The organism is Anaerostipes hadrus ATCC 29173 = JCM 17467 (genome assembly GCF_030296915.1).
In the GTDB taxonomy this organism is placed as follows: Bacteria; Bacillota; Clostridia; order Lachnospirales; family Lachnospiraceae; genus Anaerostipes; species Anaerostipes hadrus.
In genome coordinates, this window is record NZ_AP028031.1 from 852,688 (window position 1) to 869,716 (window position 17,029).

Genomic DNA, 17,029 nt, shown 5'->3' on the forward strand with positions numbered 1-17,029 from the left:
GGAAGGAGAAGTTAAATGAACAAAGTTAAAAAGATATTGACAACATTGATGGCAGCAACATTAACTGTTTCAACAGGATTAACATCCATGCCAATGTTTGCACATAACGTAAAAGCGGAGTCAAAGGCAGAAACAATAAGCAGTGATACGAATGATATGTCACAGTATAAGAAAATAAATGGAATCAGCAGTCAGACGGTTTTAGGAGCAGATTTTTCCCATTATCAACTGCAAAAAAATGCGTGGAAAAAAGTCTGGAAAAATTACAAAGGAATCGAAGTTACCAATGTGTTTGAATATGTAAGATCACAGGGAATCAATACGATTTCTGTGAAAGTTGCAGTGAATCCAACAAAAGATAAAGAGGGTAATGAAAGCTATCTGTCTTTAGAAAACGCTAAGAAGACATTAAAAGAAGCCAAGAAAGCAGGATTAAAAACAAATGTTACATTGTTATATTCTGATGATATAACGTATGCAGGGGTGCAGAAATTACCAGATGGTTGGGATACTGATTCAGCAGAAGAAAAAGCGCTGGAGTATACAAAAAATGTCATCAAAGAATTGAAGGCAGCAGATACAGTCCCAACGATGATCACGATTGGAAATGAAGTAAACTATAATTTCTTAAATATGAGTAGTGGAGATGGATGGGAAGGCTTTGTTGCAATGAGCAAAATCTCGAAAATGATCAGAGAAGAAGGAATCAAACCGGCTGTTAGTGTATCGGCACCAACAGCAGATGCTTCAGATATTCAATGGATCATTGGAAAATTAGGAAATGCTGATGTTGATTATGATTATATTGGAGTAAACATCTATCCGGATACACACAATGACAATTATGTAAAAACATTAAAGAATACAGTAGAAGAAAAGGCAGCAGGAAAGCAGATGATCATTTCCAGTGTCAAATGTCCATGGAAAGATTCAGAAGGAAAAGCCAGTATAACGACACAGACAAAGAGCATTTATGATTATCTTCAGGCAACGATCAATGAGAAAAATGCAGGTGGATTGATCTACGATGATGCAGATTTTGTCGGGGCATGGGACTCATTCTTTGATGAAAATGGACAAGCAATGTCTTCACTTGCAATCTTTGCTTATGCACAAGGAAATCAGGTTGATGTAAGTAGCTACAAAGATCCATGGGAATACGGTGGAGATACAGGATTAAAAGATCAAAAAGTAACGATCAAAAAAGTCAAAGGAATGTCTGAGAGTTCTATCCGAGGAATGGATATTTCATCTTATCTTGCATTAAAGAAAGCAGGAGTGAAATATTATGATTATGAAGGAAATGAGACACCGTTATTAAAAGTACTTCATGATAATGGAATCAACTATATCAGGATCAGGATCTGGAATGATCCGTTTAATGCAGATGGGAAAACCTATGGCGGTGGTGGAAATGATGTTTCCACAGGTGTAGAGATCGCAAAAGAGGCAGCCCAATATGATATGAAAGTTCTGCTTGATTTTCATTATTCGGATTTCTGGGCAGAACCAGCGGTTCAGTTAGTTCCAAAAGCATGGAAAAAGGATGTAAATAATACAGAAAAGATGTGTTCAGATGTATATGATTTCACCAAAGAATCTATTCAGAAATTTAAAGATGCTGGGGCAAACATTGGAATGGTTCAGGTAGGAAATGAAATTACCAACGGACTTCTTGGAATATACTCTAACAGAGACAAAGGAGAATCTTTTAATGTCATCTGGGGAGATAAAAAGAAATCAACAGAAGTAAATAAATATTTAAAAGCCGGAATTAAAGCAGTCAGAGAATATACACCGCAGGCTTTGGTTGCATTACATCTTGAAACACCAAATGTATGGAAATACAAAACGATCATGAATACATGGAAGAGAGATAATGTGGACTATGATGTTTTAGGATCTTCATATTATCCATTCTGGTCCATTGCAGCAAAAGCAAATACGCCAAAGACATTGAAAGATGTGCAGACACTGGCCGCTTCCTATGGAAAGATGTTTGCAGTATTTGAGACAAGCTGGGTTAATAGTTTAAATGATGGAGACGGTACACCAAATTCTATCGGAGACAGTACAAATACAGGTGCATATGAAGTAGGACCACAAGGACAGGTAAATGAACTTACAGATCTTTATGATACCGTGTTATCACAGGATAATGGATTAGGTACATTCTATTGGGAAGGTGCATGGATTCCAGTAAAAGCAGGATGGAAAAACTGGGAATATAATAAGCAGATCGCAGATCAGTATGGTACAGGATGGGCATCGAAAGGTGCACTTGGATATTTTCCAGATTCTAAAATGTATTACAAAGGAAAAGCAGCATGGGGTGGAACAAGCTGGGATAATCAGGCACTGTTTGATATTAACGGATATCCATTGCAGTCATTGAAGTTCTACAAAGATTCTGTATCCAAAGGAAAAGAACAGATCATAGCATTGAAGATCGTTGATAAAAATGGAAAAGAAGTATATCCTACCCAGTATATCAAAGTTGAAGTAGGAAAGACCCGCAAGATCACATTACCAAAATTCTCTGGATATTATCCAAGCAATAAGAATTACCAACTGACCGTAAAAGGTGTGAAAGAAGAAAATGCAACGCAAAGTGTTGTATATACAAGAACAGCAGCAGGACCTGCGATCAGTTATAATTACCGAGTGAAAGTTACAAAGAAAAATTATAAACTTTACAAGAATTTCAAATGGAAGAAATCCAAAACAAAAGTTTATAAAAAGACATATGTAGCAAAATATAGATATGACCATAAGAATGGAAATAAATATCTTGCTCTTTATACAAAAAGTGGTAAATTTGTTGGGTACATTAATAAGAAAGCGGTAAAACGATTAGGATCAGCAACACAGCCAGAGCAGGGAAAAGCATACACTTATGGAAAACGTGTAAAGATCAAGAGTAAAAAATATAAACTATATAAGAATTTCAAATGGAAGAAATCAAAAACAAAAGTTTATAAGAAAACATATGTAGCAAAATATAGATATAAACATGAGAATGGAAATAAATATCTTGCATTGTATACAAAATCAGGAAAATTTGTTGGATATATCAATACGAAGGCTGCAAAAGTTGTCAAATAACAGGAGGGTAGTTTATGCAAAAGGTAAGAAAACTGGTAACAACTATAATGATCGCAGCATTGATCACGGCGATGGAAGGAACAACAATTTTACCGTTATCACATCATGTAAAAGCAGATACGAATACTGTCTCACAAACCAGTCAGGCAGAGAATGATCTGACGAAATATAAAAAAGTCAATGGAATTGGAGATAACACGGTTCTAGGAGCAGATTTTTCCCATTATCAACTGCAAAAAAATGCGTGGAAAAAAGTCTGGAAAAATTACAAAGGAATCGAAGTTTCCAATGTGTTTGAATATGTAAGATCACAGGGAATCAATACGATTTCTGTGAAAGTTGCAGTGAACCCAGCAAAAGATGACAGTTATTTATCATTGGAATATGCAAAAGAAACATTAAAAGAAGCAAAAAAAGCAGGATTAAAGACCAATGTGGTGTTGTTATATTCTGATAAGATAACTTACGGAAATTCACAGGAACTTCCAGGTGGCTGGAGTGTAGATAAGGCCGCGGAAGAAGCAAATAAATATACGAAAACGGTATTGGAAGAATTAAAGAGGGCAGGCGCGACTCCAACTATGGTTACGATCGGAAATGAAGTTAACTATAACTTTCTGAATCTGAGCAGCTGGGATGGATATTGTGCGATGGCAGAGATTTCAAAGACCGTAAAAGATGCTGGAATAAAAACGGCATTCAGTTTTGCAGCACCAGAAAAGGCTTCTGATATCCAATATATTATAGAACAGCTTGGATATGCCTGTGAAAAATATGAGGGTGCAGGATATGATTATATTGGAGTAAACATCTATCCGGATACACACAATGAAAATTATGTAAAAACATTAAAGAATACAGTAGAAGAAAAGGCAGCAGGAAAGCAGATGATCATTTCCAGTGTCAAATGTCCATGGAAAGATTCAGAAGGAAAAGCCAGTATAACGACACAGACAAAGAGCATTTATGATTATCTTCAGGCAACGATCGATGAGAAAAATGCAGGTGGATTGATCTATAATGATGCAGATTTTGTCGGGGCATGGGACTCGTTCTTTGATGAAAATGGACAAGCAATGTCTTCACTTGCAATCTTTGCTTATGCACAGGGAAATCAGGTCGATGTAAGCACTTATAAAGATCCATGGGAATATGGTGGAGATACAGGACTTAAGAATCTAACAGCTTCTGTCAAAAAACTTAATAATATGTCACAAAGTTCCATTCGAGGAATGGATATTTCATCCTATACAGCACTAAAGAAAGCAGGCGTAAAATACTATGATTTTGACGGAAAAGAAACATCATTGTTAAAAGTATTGCATGATAATGGAGTTAATTATATTCGAATCCGTATCTGGAATGATCCAACAAATGAAAAAGGAGAAACATACGGAGGTGGTGCGAATGATGTGGCAGCTGGTCTTGAAATTGCAAAAGAAGCTGCACAGTATGATATGAAACTTCTGCTAGATTTCCACTATTCTGATTTCTGGGCGGATCCAGCACTTCAAAAGATACCAAAAGCTTGGGAAAAAGATAAAAATGATACAGAAAAGATGAAACAAAATGTTTACGATTTTACAAAGGATACGATAAAGAAATTCCAGGAAGTTGGAGCAGATATCGGAATGGTACAAGTTGGAAATGAGATTACAAATGGAATGCTTGATATCATGCCAGATTATTCAAAGGGAGAAACTTATAAAGATACATGGGGAAATGCAAAGAATGCCAAGATTTTATGTGGATATTTAAAAGCAGGGATCAAAGCAGTCAGAGAATGCACACCAAAAGCATTAGTTACACTGCATCTTGAAAGTATGGGTTATGGAAAATGTTCAGAAATCATGAATGCATGGGAACGAAATGGAGTGGACTATGATGTTTTCGGTAGCTCATTTTATCAATTCTGGCAAGGAAATTCCAGTAAAAATGCATTAGCTGGACTTCAGAAAATAGAAAATCTTGCCAAGTCAAGAGGAAAAATGTATGCGGTTATGGAAACAAGTTGGCTTAACAGTTTAAAAGATGCGGATGGTACATCAAATGTCATTGGTGAAGGACATGCAAATGCAAAAGTATATTCTGATGATCCACAGGGACAGGTGGATGCATTGACGGATATGTATCAGACATTGTTATCAAATGATAATGGGCTTGGAGCTTTTTACTGGGAGGGAGCATGGATTCCGGTAAAAGCGGGATGGACTAATTGGAAGCACAATAAGGATATGTCTGATCGTTATGGAACTGGATGGGCGGCTCAGGGAGCAAAAGGATACTATCCAGATAACAAGATGTATTATAATGGACAACCAGCATGGGGCGGAAGCAGCTGGGATAACCAGACGTTATTTGATTCCAATGGATATCCATTACAGTCATTAAAATTCTATAAAGATTCTGTATCCAAAGGAAAAGAACAGATCATAGCATTGAAGAGCGTTGATAAAAATGGAAAAGAAGTATATCCTACCCAGTATGTCAAAGTTGAAGTAGGAAAGACCCGCAAGATCACATTACCAAAATTCTCTGGATATTATCCAAAGAATAAAAAATATAATATGACATTAAAGGGAACACAGGAAGGTAATACAGTACAGAAAGTTGTATATACAAGAACAGCAGCAGGACCTGCGATCAGTTATAATTACCGAGTGAAAGTTACAAAGAAAAATTATAAACTTTACAAGAATTTCAAATGGAAGAAATCCAAAACAAAAGTTTATAAAAAGACATATGTAGCAAAATATAGATATGACCATAAGAATGGAAATAAATATCTTGCTCTTTATACAAAAGGTGGTAAATTTGTTGGGTACATTAATAAGAAAGCGGTAAAACGATTAGGATCAGCAACACAGCCAGAGCAAGGAAAAGCATACACTTATGGAAAACGTGTAAAGATCAAGAGTAAAAAATATAAACTATATAAGAATTTTAAATGGAAGAAATCAAAAACAAAAGTTTATAAAAAGACATATGTGGCAAAATACAGATATAAACATGAAAATGGAAACAAATATCTTGCATTGTATACCAAATCAGGAAAATTCATTGGATATATCAATGCCAAAGCTGCAAAAGTTGTAAAATAATTTAGGTGAAAAAATAGAATTCTGTCGATGCAGGATTCTATTTTTTTTAAAAATGACAATAAATAAAGTATTGACATTAAAAGTTGGTAGTACCATAATATTGTATACAAGAAAAAAGACTTAATATGAAAAACTGGAGGAGTGTATGAAATTTCTTAGACAATTTATGATTATTTTACTACTCTCTTTTTTGGGAGAAGTGCTTAAGATGTTCATACCATTGCCAATTCCGGCAAGTGTGTATGGACTGGTGTTAATGTTGTTATGTCTGGTGACTGGTATTTTGAAGACGAGTCAAGTTAAAGAGGCAGCATTTTTTCTGATTGAGATCATGCCCGTTATGTTTATTCCAGCAGCAGCTGGATTAATTGATTCGTGGAAAGTTTTACAGCCATTATTACTGCCAATACTAGTCATAACTGTAGTGATCACAATATTTGTTATGGTAGTCACAGGAAAAATAGCACAAATGATAGCACAGAAGAGAGGAATCAAAAATGAATGAAATGTTCAGACAATCATTGTTTGCAGGAGTAACGATCAGTTTGATCGCATATGAGATCGGACTATTTTTAAAGAGAAAGCTGGGATTAGCAATATTAAATCCATTATTAGTATCTATAGTTATTGTGATCCTGGCATTGAAAGTATTTGGAATCAGTTATGAAGTATATAACGCAAGTGCGAAATACATATCTTATTTGTTGACGCCAGCAACAGTGTGTCTTGCTGTACCTCTATATGAGCAGTTAGAATTACTAAAGAAAAATAAGGTTGCAGTTGTTTGTGGGATATTATCAGGAACATTAGCAAGTTTAACAGGAATTTTTGTTCTTTGTATGTTATTTGGATTCAACCACCAACAGTATGTAACAATGCTTCCTAAATCGATCACAACAGCGATCGGAATTGGAATATCAGAAGAATTAGGTGGAATCGTGACAATTACAGTTGCAGTGATCATTATTACTGGAATTCTTGGAAATGTGATCGCAGATACAGTATTTCATATCTTTAAAATAAAAAATCCATTGGCAAAAGGTCTGGCACTTGGAACAGCATCTCATGCGATCGGAACAGCAAGAGCAATTGAGATGGGACCAGTCGAAGGTGCAATGAGCAGTCTGGCAGTAGCAGTAGCAGGACTTTTGACTGTTGTATTTGTATCAGGATTTGCTCAGCTTATTTAAAATAGGAGGAAGAAATCATGGCAGATGAGAAAATGATCATCACGATCGGAAGAGAACATGGAACAATGGGAGATAAAGTCGCAGAAAAAATTCGAAGACAATTTGAACTGCCACTTTATGACAAGGCACATCTTCTAAGAGTAGTAGAAGGAACAGATGATTATGATGAATTAAATGCATTTTTTAATGACAGAAAAGTAAACAGTCTGTTATATGCAATTGCAATGAGTGAAAATGTGAGTTCTAATGAGGTACCTTTCGGGATTATCAAAAAGATTATTGGTAATACGGGAGGCGTCGTGATGGATAGCTGTGGAAATTATCTTTTCAGGGAACGTCCGAATACAGTAAGAATTTTTATGCATGCAGATAAGAACATTCGAATTAAAAATCTTATGAAATATCTTGGAATAAGCAAAGAACAAGCTGAAAAAGAAATAGAAACAGAAGATTCAAAACGTTATGAATTTCATAAATATTACACAAATGAAATATGGGGAATGTCCAATGGATATGAATTATGTCTGGACGAAGGAATCCTTGGAATCGATGGATGTGTAAAAATGATTTTGGACTATCTGAAAATAAGAAATTTAATTTAAAAAAGTTCTTGACATTACAAAAATAATATGTATAATAGATAGAGGTGGTTGCAACAGACCACCTCGAATATAAATCTGGCTCCATGGTCAAGCGGTTAAGACGCGACCCTCTCAAGGTCGAATCACGAGTTCGATTCTCGTTGGAGTCATAAGCTACAAACTTCGTATTTATGCGGTTTGTAGCTTTTTTATTTTGTTTATATTTGAATTGGTTAAAGAAAAGGGTTAAAGTTTTTGAAATATTAAATCTGGAATAAAAATATAACGATCAAGAAATAAAAAATCCCCCTGGCATATAAAATGCCAAAGAGGATTCAAACAAATGTCAAAGTGCTGATTAAAGCACAAAGATATTATATCACACAAAAAACAAAATGCAATAATCACTTGACAAAAAAATATCAATATGATAATCTACAACAAGAGTGAATCTGAACTATCGGGTCCACGAAGGGGCACACCACCTCGGGTGTGATGCTTCTTTGTGGACCCTTTTTTGTTCCTTTTAAAGATAAAAGGAAAGTCAGTCAAGGAGGAAAGCAGATGAGATTAAATGGAGAGACAAAAACATTAAAAGACCCTGTCGCATTATCTGATTTCTTAACACAGGAAGGATTTTCAGATAAGAGAATCGCAGTGGAAAGAAATGGAGAAATCGTTCCTAAAGGGGAATATGCGAATGTGATCTTAAGTGACAGTGACACATTAGAGATCGTAGCCTTTGTCGGTGGCGGATGATCTGAAGATAACAGGTACAAAGAGATAAGAAAATTATGCATATATAAAGGAGAATAACATGAAACAGGACAAGTTAATCATCGGTGGACATGAATTTGATTCAAGATTTATCTTAGGATCAGGAAAATATTCCTTAGATCTGATCAATGCAGCAGTGCAGAATGCAGGAGCACAGATCATTACATTAGCACTTCGAAGAACGAACACAAATGATACAGCTAATATTCTTGATTATATTCCAGAAGGTGTCACACTTCTTCCAAATACATCTGGAGCAAGAAATGCAGAAGAAGCAGTTCGTATTGCAAGACTTGCAAGAGAAGTAGGATGCGGGGATTTCGTTAAGATTGAAGTTATTCATGATTCTAAATATCTGCTTCCAGATAACTATGAAACGATCAAGGCAACAGAAATCCTTGCCAAAGAAGGATTTGTTGTTATGCCATATATGTATCCAGACTTAAATGCAGCCAGAGATCTTGTAAATGCTGGGGCAGCTGCAGTTATGCCTCTTGGGTCTCCAATTGGATCTAACAAAGGAATCTGTACGAAAGACTTTATCCAGATTTTGATCGATGAGATCGATCTTCCGATCATCGTAGATGCAGGAATCGGAAAACCATCTCAGGCATGTGAAGCAATGGAAATGGGTGCAGCTGCAGTGATGGCGAATACAGCAATCGCAACTGCAGGTGATATTCCAGCCATGGCAGAAGCATTTAAGAAAGCAATTGAGGCAGGAAGAAGCGCATATCTGGCAGGACTTGGAAGAGTCATTGAAAAAGGTTCTAGCGCATCATCACCATTAACAGGATTTTTGGAGGATTAATCATGAGTGTAAGAATTGATGAGAATACAGATCATATGAAATATACGGATGACATGGAAGCGATTGATTCAGATATCATGGACCGTGTCATCGCAGAGATGAACAGCTATGATGCAGACATTTATACAGCAAAAGATGTCAAAGAAGCATTGGCAGCAGAAACTTGTTCTGTTGATAATTTCAAAGCTTTATTATCGCCAGCGGCATTGCCGTTTTTGGAAGAAATCGCACAGAAAGCACAGAAAGAGACAAGAAAACATTTTGGAAACTCTGTAGCGATCTTTACTCCGTTATATATTGCAAACTACTGTGAAAATTATTGTGTTTACTGTGGATTTAATTGCCACAACAAGATCAAACGTGCACAGCTTAATGCAGAAGAGATTGAAAAAGAAATGCAGGCGATCGCAGAGACAGGATTGGAAGAAGTTTTGATCCTGACTGGAGAAAGTCCAAACAAATCAAGTGTTGAATATATCGGAGAAGCATGTAAGATCGCGAAGAAATATTTTAAACTGATCGGTCTTGAAGTATATCCAATGGATTCTAAAGATTATGCATATCTGCATGAATGTGGGGCAGATTTTGTTACAGTCTTCCAGGAAACATATAATTCAGACAAATATAAGACACTGCATTTGGGTGGAAGAAAGAGAATCTTCCCATACCGTCTCAATGCTCAGGAACGCGCGATCATGGGTGGAATGAGAGGTGTCGGATTTGCTGCTCTCTTAGGATTGGATGATTTTAGAAAAGATGCACTGGCAACAGGAATGCATGCATATCTTTTACAGAAAAAATATCCACATGCAGAAATCGCATTTTCATGTCCTAGATTACGTCCGATCATTAATAACGATAAGATCAATCCAAAAGATGTTCATGAACCACAGCTTCTACAGATCATTTGTGCATATCGAATCTTTATGCCATTTGCAAGTATTACGATCTCAACACGTGAATGTGAAAGATTCCGTGACAACATCATTCAGATCGCAGCGACGAAGATTTCAGCAGGAGTAAATGTTGGAATCGGTGGACACAGTCAGGAAGAAGAAAAAGGTGATGAACAGTTCGAAATCAGTGATGGAAGATCAGTTGATGAGATTTATCAAATGATCGAGGACAATGGCATGCAGCCAGTTATGACAGATTATATTTATGTATAAGAAAACAAAAAAGTATATAGTATACACAATCCCGGATCAAAATAAAAGATCCGGGATTTTTTATCCTAGGAAAATCCGATGGAATCCCCTATGTAATAAAAAGCTCGCCGCTCCTAAAAAGAAGAATATAGAGAAAGATCAAGGATTTTTAACATAATATAGCTTGTAGATACTTGGCTCAGTAGAGCCATTGAGCAAGAAGCCACCACTTCAAAATCAGGGATTTAAGTGGTGGGAGCATGTCACCGAGATCTGGGCGGTTGCAACCAATATATATATTGAAGGAACCTTCCCGAATGGTGTACAATATGATATGGCAAGTGCGATCCAGTTAATGCACAATATGATGGTGGCTCATGCAAAAGCTGTTATTGCATACAAAGAAGCAGGCTATGAAGGAAGATAGGTATCGTTCATTCGTTAGAAAGTAAATATCCTTATGATGAAACGAAAGACGAAGATGTTAAAGCGGCAAAAAATGAAGATGTATTAAATAATCAGTGCTTGTTAGATGCAACATTCCTTGGGAAATACAGGGATGAAACAATGGAGATCATCAATCGTTTGGTAGAGTTAAACAACGGAAGCTTTCATGCAAGCAAAGATGATATGGAGATCTTAAAAGAAGCTGCATCTTACAATGATTATCTTGGAATCAACTATTACCAGAGCCGTTTTATCAGATATTATGATGGGGAAAATGATATATTTCATAATGGAACAGGAGAAAAAGGTACTTCAAGATTCTGCTTAAAAGGTGTCGGAGAATGTATGGATAAAGAAGGAATTCCAAAGACAGACTGGTATCGCGAAGTAAGCAAGACAAAAGAACTGTAAAATTGCAATGGAGGAATGAGAAATGGAATATCAGGGAATCATTTTTGATTTCAATGGAACATTATTTTTTGACAATGATAAACATGTGAAAGCATGGAATGAGATCTCTAAGATCTTACGAGGAAAAGAAATCACGTTAGAAGAATTACATACGAAACTAAACGGAACACCAAATATACAAAATATTTTATATTTTACAGATGGGAAAGCAACAAAAGAAGAATTAGAAAAATATTCTCAGAAAAAAGAAGAATATTATCGTCAATTCTGTAAAGAAGATACGGAAAAATTTCATCTGGTAGATGGTGTATGTGAGTTTTTTGATCATTTGAAAGAAAAAGATATTCCATTTACGATTGCCAGTGCATCAATCAAAGAAAATATTGATTTCTTTATTGAGTCCTTTGGACTGGACCGCTGGATCAAGCCAGAAGATATCGTTTATGATGATGGAACATATGAGAATAAGATCGCAATGTTTCATAAAGCAGCCGATGTGATCGGCATTGATATGAAAGACATCAGAATTTATGAAGATTCCAATTCTGGAATCCGAAATGCATATGATGCAGGATGTGAACAGATCGTTGTGATCTGTGACAAGGAAAATGAAGAAGAATTTTTAAAACGTCCAGGAGTTATAGAAGTTATGCAGGATTTTTCCTTTGCAAAAGAATTGTAATACAAATTTAAAATTGATTTTAGGGAGTTTCGTAGACGAAACTCCCTTTTTGTGATAAGATAAATTGAATATACCTTAATCAATAAATGAGAAAGGGTATAATCTTTTGAAATATAAGAAGAAAGATATAAAGGAGAGTTCGATGATCAATCAGTTAGTAAACAATATTAAAAAATTAGATGCCCCTATTGTTGTTGGATTAGATCCAATGCTTGATTATGTACCAGAATATATTAAGAAAGCAGCATTTGCTGAATATGGTGAGACTTTAGAAGGAGCAGCAGAGGCAATCTGGCAGTATAATAAAGGAATCATTGATGCAACTTATGATCTGATTCCAGCAGTTAAACCACAGATTGCTATGTATGAACAATTTGGAGTTCCAGGACTTGTTGCATTTAATAAGACATGTGAATATGCAAAGAGCAAAGGTCTTGTGATCATCGGAGATATCAAACGTGGAGATATTGGATCAACATCCAAAGCTTATGCGATCGGTCATGTAGGAAAGGTTGCAGTGGGAAGCAAGACATACAGCGGATTTTGTGAAGATTTTGTAACAGTTAATCCATATCTTGGAAGTGATGGAATCCGTCCATTTATGGAAGTATGTAAAGAAGAGAAGAAGGGAATGTTCATCTTAGTTAAGACATCAAACCCATCCAGCGGAGAATTCCAGGATCAGGAGATCGATGGAAAACCGTTATATGAGATGGTAGCCGAGAAAGTTGCTTCCTGGGGAGAAGAACTGATGGGAGATTCTTACAGCTATATCGGTGCCGTTGTTGGAGCAACTTATCCTAAGATGGGAGAAGTATTAAGAAAGATCATGCCAAAATCATACATCTTAGTTCCAGGATACGGAGCACAGGGTGGTCAGGCAAAGGATCTTGCGCCATTCTTTAACGAAGATGGATTAGGTGCGATCATTAATTCTTCCAGAGGAATCATCTGTGCATATAAACAGGATGCTTACAGTCAGTTTGGAGAAGAAAATTACGCAGATGCATCAAGACAGGCTGTTCTTGATATGAAAGAAGATTTAAAACAGGCCTGGGTAAAATAAAAGATCACCTATTTTGTGAGTAAAGAAAACAGCCAGATAAAGGAGAATTGCAAGATGAGTAAGAAACAGGTAATGGCAGAGATCATTCGTCATACATCTTTATCAGACGGAATCTTTGATATGACATTGAAAGCAGAAGAGATTGCGAAAGAAGCAAAAGCAGGACAGTTTATTTCTGTATATCTGAATAACAAGAGTAAGATCCTTCCAAGACCGATCAGTATCTGTGGGATCGATAAAGAAGCAGGGACATTAAGGATCGTCTATCGTACGGTTGGAGATGGAACGAAGGAATTATCCGATTACAAAGAAGGTGAGATGGTCAAAATCTTAGGACCTTTAGGAAACGGATTTACACTGAAAGACAAAAAAGCAATTTTAATCGGTGGAGGAATCGGAATACCTCCGATGTTAGAATTAATGAAGCAGTTAGATTGCGACAAAACAGCAGTTTTAGGATACCGTGACAGTGATATGTTCTTAAAAGACGAATTTGAGGCAGTTGGAGATGTTGTGATCTCTACAGAAGACGGATCTTTTGGAACGAAGGGAAATGTCATTGATGCGATCAAAGAGCAGGGCGTGGAAGGAAGCATCATCTATGCATGTGGTCCAACACCAATGCTTCGAGGAATCAAAGCATATGCAGAAGAGATGGGGATCGAAGCACAGATTTCCATGGAAGAGAGAATGGCATGTGGAATCGGTGCATGCTTAGCCTGTGTTTGCAAGTCAAAAGACGTAGATTCCCATTCACATGTTCATAACAAACGTGTTTGCAAAGATGGGCCAGTATTCGACGCCAGGGAGGTGGAACTATAATGAATTTATCAGTTGATATTGCCGGAGTAACAATGAAGAACCCTGTGACAACAGGATCAGGAACATTTGGTTCCGGAGAAGAATTCAGTGAATTTGTCGACCTTTCCAAATTAGGAGCAGTGACAACCAAAGGAGTTGCTAATGTTCCATGGCCGGGGAATCCTGTGCCTAGAGTTGCAGAGGTATATGGTGGTATGTTAAATGCGATCGGATTGCAGAATCCTGGGATCGATGTGTTTGTTGAACGAGATATTCCATACCTTAAGAAAGCCGGAGCAACGATCATTGTTAATGTTTGTGGAAAATCCGAAAAGGATTATCTCGAGGTTGTAGAAAGACTTGCTGACCAGCCAGTAGATTTATTAGAGATCAATGTATCTTGTCCGAATGTGAAAGAAGGCGGGATTGCTTTTGGACAGGATCCAAAAGCGTTATATGATATTACGAAGGCAGTGAAAGCAAAAGCAAAACAGCCGATCATCATGAAGTTAAGTCCGAATGTCACAGATATCACAGAGATGGCAAAAGCTGCAGTTGATGCAGGAAGTGATGCACTTTCTTTGATTAATACATTAACAGGAATGAAGATCGATATTGAAAGAAGAGATTTTGTGCTTGCCAATAAGACAGGTGGGATGTCCGGACCAGCGATCAAACCAGTTGCTGTCCGTATGGTATATCAGGTTGCTAACGCTGTGGATGTGCCAATTATCGGTATGGGTGGAATCTCAACAGCTGAGGATGCATTAGAGTTTATCATGGCTGGTGCAACAGCGGTATCAGTAGGAACAGCAAACTTTATCAATCCTGCAACGACACTTGAAGTTGTTGATGGAATCAAAACTTACATGGAAAGACATCAGATCAATGATATTAACGAATTGATCGGATGTGTCAAATAGATAATAAAAGGAGGATGAGGGTATGAATATTTTATTTTTCCTGACTCCGAAAAGTGAGGTTGCCTATATCCCTGCCGATGAAAGTTTAAGGCAGGCATTTGAAAAACTAAAATATCATGGATATTCAGCAGTGCCGACATTAACTGATGATGGTAAATACGCAGGAACGATCACAGAAGGTGATGTATTGCGTGCCATGGAATCTATGTGCCATTGGAATATATCAGAAGCTGAGAAAGTCAAACTTATGGATGTAAAGAGAAAGAGAAACATTCAGGCAGTGATGATCAGCACAGATATGGATGATCTTGTCGATGTGATCACAGATCAGAATTTTGTTCCGGTCATTGATGATCAGGAGAAATTTATCGGGATCGTGACAAGAAAAGATGTGATTCGTTTTTATTATGACGAATACCGCAAATTAGCAAAGAATGAATAAGATGGAGGTTTAAATAGAAGATGGAACAGTATAAGAGAGAGTTTATCGAATTTATGGTAGAAAGTGATGTATTAAAATTTGGAGAATTTACATTAAAGAGTGGAAGAAAATCTCCATTTTTCATGAATGCAGGAGCTTATGTGACAGGATCTCAGTTAAAGAGACTTGGAGAATATTATGCAAAAGCAATCCATAGTACTTATGGAGATGATTTTGATGTGTTATTCGGACCTGCATACAAAGGAATTCCATTAGGAGTTGTAACAGCGATCGCATACAGCGAATTATATGGAAAAGAAGTTCGTTATTGTTCTGACCGTAAGGAAGCAAAAGATCATGGTGCAGATAAAGGAAACTTCCTTGGAAGCGAATTAAAAGACGGTGACCGCGTGATCATGATCGAAGATGTTACAACATCTGGTAAATCCATGGAAGAGACAGTTCCAAAAGTAAAAGGAGCAGCAAACGTAGAGATCGTTGGATTAATGGTATCCTTAAACCGTATGGAAATCGGTAAAGGCGGAGAAAAATGTGCACTGGATGAAGTGAAAGAATTATATGGATTTGATACAGCAGCGATCGTTGATATGGAAGAAGTTGTAGAATGTTTATATAACAAAGAATGTAATGGAAAAGTTGTGATTGATGATACATTAAAAGCAGCAATTGATGCATACTATGAACAGTATGGTGCAAAACATTAAGGATGGTTCTTGTGACGGTTGAGAAAAAGAAGTTAGCCAGACGAGGAATAAAAGTTATATTTTATCTTTATATCATAGTTATATTTTATTTTGTATTATTGAGTGAACGATATGGGAGGGATACAGGATATGATACCTCCCATATGAACTTAGTTTTATTCAAAGAAATCAACAGGTTCTGGACATACAGACATCTTTTGTCCACCGAAGCAGTGGTCACAAATCTGTTTGGAAATATTTTTGCATTCAGTCCATTTGGTTTTATGATCCCGATCGTGATCAATAAGAAAAAGGCATTTTTTCGTGCAGTGTTTGCAACTTCCTTTTTTAGTTTAGTGATCGAGACAAGTCAATTGATCATGAAAGTAGGGGTATTTGATGTAGATGATCTTCTGATGAATACGGTTGGTGGATTGATCGGGTATATGATATACAGGGTCGTAGTAGCAGTATATGATTTATATAACAGAAAGAGGGCGGCAAAATGAAGAGAAACAAAAGAAAAACATTTGCATATCGTCCATCTGACAAGATTATTTCACGGGAATCAATTGTTTCTGTGATTTTAGGAGCAGCAGGGATCATTGGATATTACCTGCTGCTTTTCGGTTCCATAAAGACAGGAGGAACAAGCAGTCCATTAAGTGGAGCTGGAGGATGGATCTTGCTGGTAGTATCAGCTATAGGATTATATTTTGGAATACAAAGTATGAAAGATACCGCAGCAGTGATGAAATGGAAGATCATTGGATGTACTTGCAACGGAATTGTGCTGGCAGTATCTGTGATCATTTTTGTGATTGGAATAATTGCAATGATCTAAGTAAAGAAAGGAAGAGA

At 36.7% G+C, this 17,029-nt stretch carries 16 protein-coding genes, 1 tRNA gene and 1 pseudogene; all 18 read left to right on the forward strand.

All coding sequences use genetic code 11. The features are described 5' to 3' along the window. Positions 1 to 15: 15 nt before the first annotated feature. The 18 genes and pseudogenes from QUE18_RS04105 to QUE18_RS04190 all read left to right on the forward strand — a co-directional run bounded on the left by QUE18_RS04105 (position 16) and on the right by QUE18_RS04190 (position 17,012). A complete protein-coding gene (locus tag QUE18_RS04105; protein ID WP_286259225.1) occupies positions 16 to 3,105 on the forward strand; it encodes a glycosyl hydrolase 53 family protein in 3,090 nt (1,029 codons plus the stop codon). 14 nt (positions 3,106 to 3,119) lie between these two features. Beyond that, positions 3,120 to 6,206 (forward strand): glycosyl hydrolase 53 family protein, encoded by a 3,087-nt coding sequence (locus QUE18_RS04110; protein WP_286259230.1) that lies wholly within the window; start codon positions 3,120 to 3,122, stop codon positions 6,204 to 6,206. Positions 6,207 to 6,351: 145 nt separating this feature from the next. Further along, positions 6,352 to 6,711, forward strand: a complete 360-nt coding sequence (locus QUE18_RS04115; protein WP_009203068.1) for a CidA/LrgA family protein — start codon at positions 6,352 to 6,354, stop codon at positions 6,709 to 6,711. After that, positions 6,704 to 7,396 (forward strand): LrgB family protein, encoded by a 693-nt coding sequence (locus tag QUE18_RS04120; protein WP_009203067.1) that lies wholly within the window; start codon positions 6,704 to 6,706, stop codon positions 7,394 to 7,396. Before QUE18_RS04115 ends, QUE18_RS04120 begins: the two co-directional genes overlap by 8 nt. 17 nt (positions 7,397 to 7,413) lie before the next feature. After that, complete coding sequence (locus tag QUE18_RS04125) at positions 7,414 to 7,998, forward strand: cytidylate kinase-like family protein (RefSeq protein ID WP_009203066.1); 585 nt, start codon at positions 7,414 to 7,416, stop codon at positions 7,996 to 7,998. Between the two features lie 77 nt (positions 7,999 to 8,075). Beyond that, a tRNA-Glu gene (locus tag QUE18_RS04130) sits at positions 8,076 to 8,147 on the forward strand. A gap of 394 nt (positions 8,148 to 8,541) precedes the next feature. Then, positions 8,542 to 8,736 (forward strand): sulfur carrier protein ThiS, encoded by a 195-nt coding sequence (gene thiS / locus QUE18_RS04135; RefSeq protein ID WP_015530548.1) that lies wholly within the window; start codon positions 8,542 to 8,544, stop codon positions 8,734 to 8,736. Positions 8,737 to 8,794: 58 nt separating this feature from the next. Beyond that, the gene (locus QUE18_RS04140) at positions 8,795 to 9,565 is read left to right on the forward strand and encodes a thiazole synthase (protein ID WP_008392470.1); all 771 of its coding nucleotides are present in this window, start codon (positions 8,795 to 8,797) and stop codon (positions 9,563 to 9,565) included. Positions 9,566 to 9,567: 2 nt separating this feature from the next. Next, positions 9,568 to 10,734: a 2-iminoacetate synthase ThiH gene (thiH, locus tag QUE18_RS04145; protein WP_009203064.1), complete on the forward strand. Its 1,167-nt coding sequence runs from the start codon at positions 9,568 to 9,570 to the stop codon at positions 10,732 to 10,734. Between the two features lie 190 nt (positions 10,735 to 10,924). Beyond that, a pseudogene (locus tag QUE18_RS04150) lies at positions 10,925 to 11,571 on the forward strand (family 1 glycosylhydrolase). Positions 11,572 to 11,593: 22 nt separating this feature from the next. Beyond that, positions 11,594 to 12,253, forward strand: coding sequence for an HAD family hydrolase (locus QUE18_RS04155; protein ID WP_008392465.1), 660 nt, complete (start codon positions 11,594 to 11,596; stop codon positions 12,251 to 12,253). A 142-nt stretch (positions 12,254 to 12,395) separates the two neighbouring features. Beyond that, positions 12,396 to 13,319, forward strand: coding sequence for an orotidine-5'-phosphate decarboxylase (gene pyrF, locus QUE18_RS04160; RefSeq protein ID WP_009264467.1), 924 nt, complete (start codon positions 12,396 to 12,398; stop codon positions 13,317 to 13,319). 54 nt (positions 13,320 to 13,373) lie between these two features. Further along, on the forward strand, positions 13,374 to 14,141 hold the full coding sequence (locus QUE18_RS04165; RefSeq protein ID WP_040343958.1) for a dihydroorotate dehydrogenase electron transfer subunit: 768 nt from the start codon (positions 13,374 to 13,376) through the stop codon (positions 14,139 to 14,141). Next, on the forward strand, positions 14,141 to 15,043 hold the full coding sequence (locus tag QUE18_RS04170) for a dihydroorotate dehydrogenase (RefSeq protein WP_009203060.1): 903 nt from the start codon (positions 14,141 to 14,143) through the stop codon (positions 15,041 to 15,043). Before QUE18_RS04165 ends, QUE18_RS04170 begins: the two co-directional genes overlap by 1 nt. A 22-nt stretch (positions 15,044 to 15,065) precedes the next feature. Further along, complete coding sequence (locus tag QUE18_RS04175) at positions 15,066 to 15,485, forward strand: CBS domain-containing protein (protein ID WP_009203059.1); 420 nt, start codon at positions 15,066 to 15,068, stop codon at positions 15,483 to 15,485. Positions 15,486 to 15,505: 20 nt separating this feature from the next. Beyond that, on the forward strand, positions 15,506 to 16,189 hold the full coding sequence (pyrE, locus tag QUE18_RS04180) for an orotate phosphoribosyltransferase (protein ID WP_008392460.1): 684 nt from the start codon (positions 15,506 to 15,508) through the stop codon (positions 16,187 to 16,189). 2 nt (positions 16,190 to 16,191) lie between these two features. Continuing rightward, positions 16,192 to 16,677 (forward strand): VanZ family protein, encoded by a 486-nt coding sequence (locus tag QUE18_RS04185; RefSeq protein ID WP_009203058.1) that lies wholly within the window; start codon positions 16,192 to 16,194, stop codon positions 16,675 to 16,677. Continuing rightward, positions 16,674 to 17,012: a DUF6142 family protein gene (locus QUE18_RS04190; RefSeq protein WP_008392458.1), complete on the forward strand. Its 339-nt coding sequence runs from the start codon at positions 16,674 to 16,676 to the stop codon at positions 17,010 to 17,012. The genes QUE18_RS04185 and QUE18_RS04190 overlap by 4 nt, the downstream gene beginning before the upstream one ends. The last annotated feature ends 17 nt before the right edge of the window (positions 17,013 to 17,029 follow it).

Bases quoted from the DNA above. Each gene is read 5' to 3' on its own strand.
- QUE18_RS04155 (WP_008392465.1), top strand. From the start codon at position 11,594: ATGGAATATCAGGGAATCATTTTTGATTTCAATGGAACATTATTTTTT.
- QUE18_RS04125 (WP_009203066.1), top strand. From the start codon at position 7,414: ATGGCAGATGAGAAAATGATCATCACGATCGGAAGAGAACATGGAACA.
- QUE18_RS04105 (WP_286259225.1), top strand. From the start codon at position 16: ATGAACAAAGTTAAAAAGATATTGACAACATTGATGGCAGCAACATTA.
- QUE18_RS04140 (WP_008392470.1), top strand. From the start codon at position 8,795: ATGAAACAGGACAAGTTAATCATCGGTGGACATGAATTTGATTCAAGA.
- QUE18_RS04185 (WP_009203058.1), top strand. From the start codon at position 16,192: ATGGTTCTTGTGACGGTTGAGAAAAAGAAGTTAGCCAGACGAGGAATA.
- QUE18_RS04110 (WP_286259230.1), top strand. From the start codon at position 3,120: ATGCAAAAGGTAAGAAAACTGGTAACAACTATAATGATCGCAGCATTG.
- QUE18_RS04170 (WP_009203060.1), top strand. From the start codon at position 14,141: ATGAATTTATCAGTTGATATTGCCGGAGTAACAATGAAGAACCCTGTG.
- thiS (WP_015530548.1), top strand. From the start codon at position 8,542: ATGAGATTAAATGGAGAGACAAAAACATTAAAAGACCCTGTCGCATTA.
- QUE18_RS04120 (WP_009203067.1), top strand. From the start codon at position 6,704: ATGAATGAAATGTTCAGACAATCATTGTTTGCAGGAGTAACGATCAGT.
- thiH (WP_009203064.1), top strand. From the start codon at position 9,568: ATGAGTGTAAGAATTGATGAGAATACAGATCATATGAAATATACGGAT.
- QUE18_RS04190 (WP_008392458.1), top strand. From the start codon at position 16,674: ATGAAGAGAAACAAAAGAAAAACATTTGCATATCGTCCATCTGACAAG.
- QUE18_RS04115 (WP_009203068.1), top strand. From the start codon at position 6,352: ATGAAATTTCTTAGACAATTTATGATTATTTTACTACTCTCTTTTTTG.
- pyrF (WP_009264467.1), top strand. From the start codon at position 12,396: ATGATCAATCAGTTAGTAAACAATATTAAAAAATTAGATGCCCCTATT.
- pyrE (WP_008392460.1), top strand. From the start codon at position 15,506: ATGGAACAGTATAAGAGAGAGTTTATCGAATTTATGGTAGAAAGTGAT.
- QUE18_RS04165 (WP_040343958.1), top strand. From the start codon at position 13,374: ATGAGTAAGAAACAGGTAATGGCAGAGATCATTCGTCATACATCTTTA.
- QUE18_RS04175 (WP_009203059.1), top strand. From the start codon at position 15,066: ATGAATATTTTATTTTTCCTGACTCCGAAAAGTGAGGTTGCCTATATC.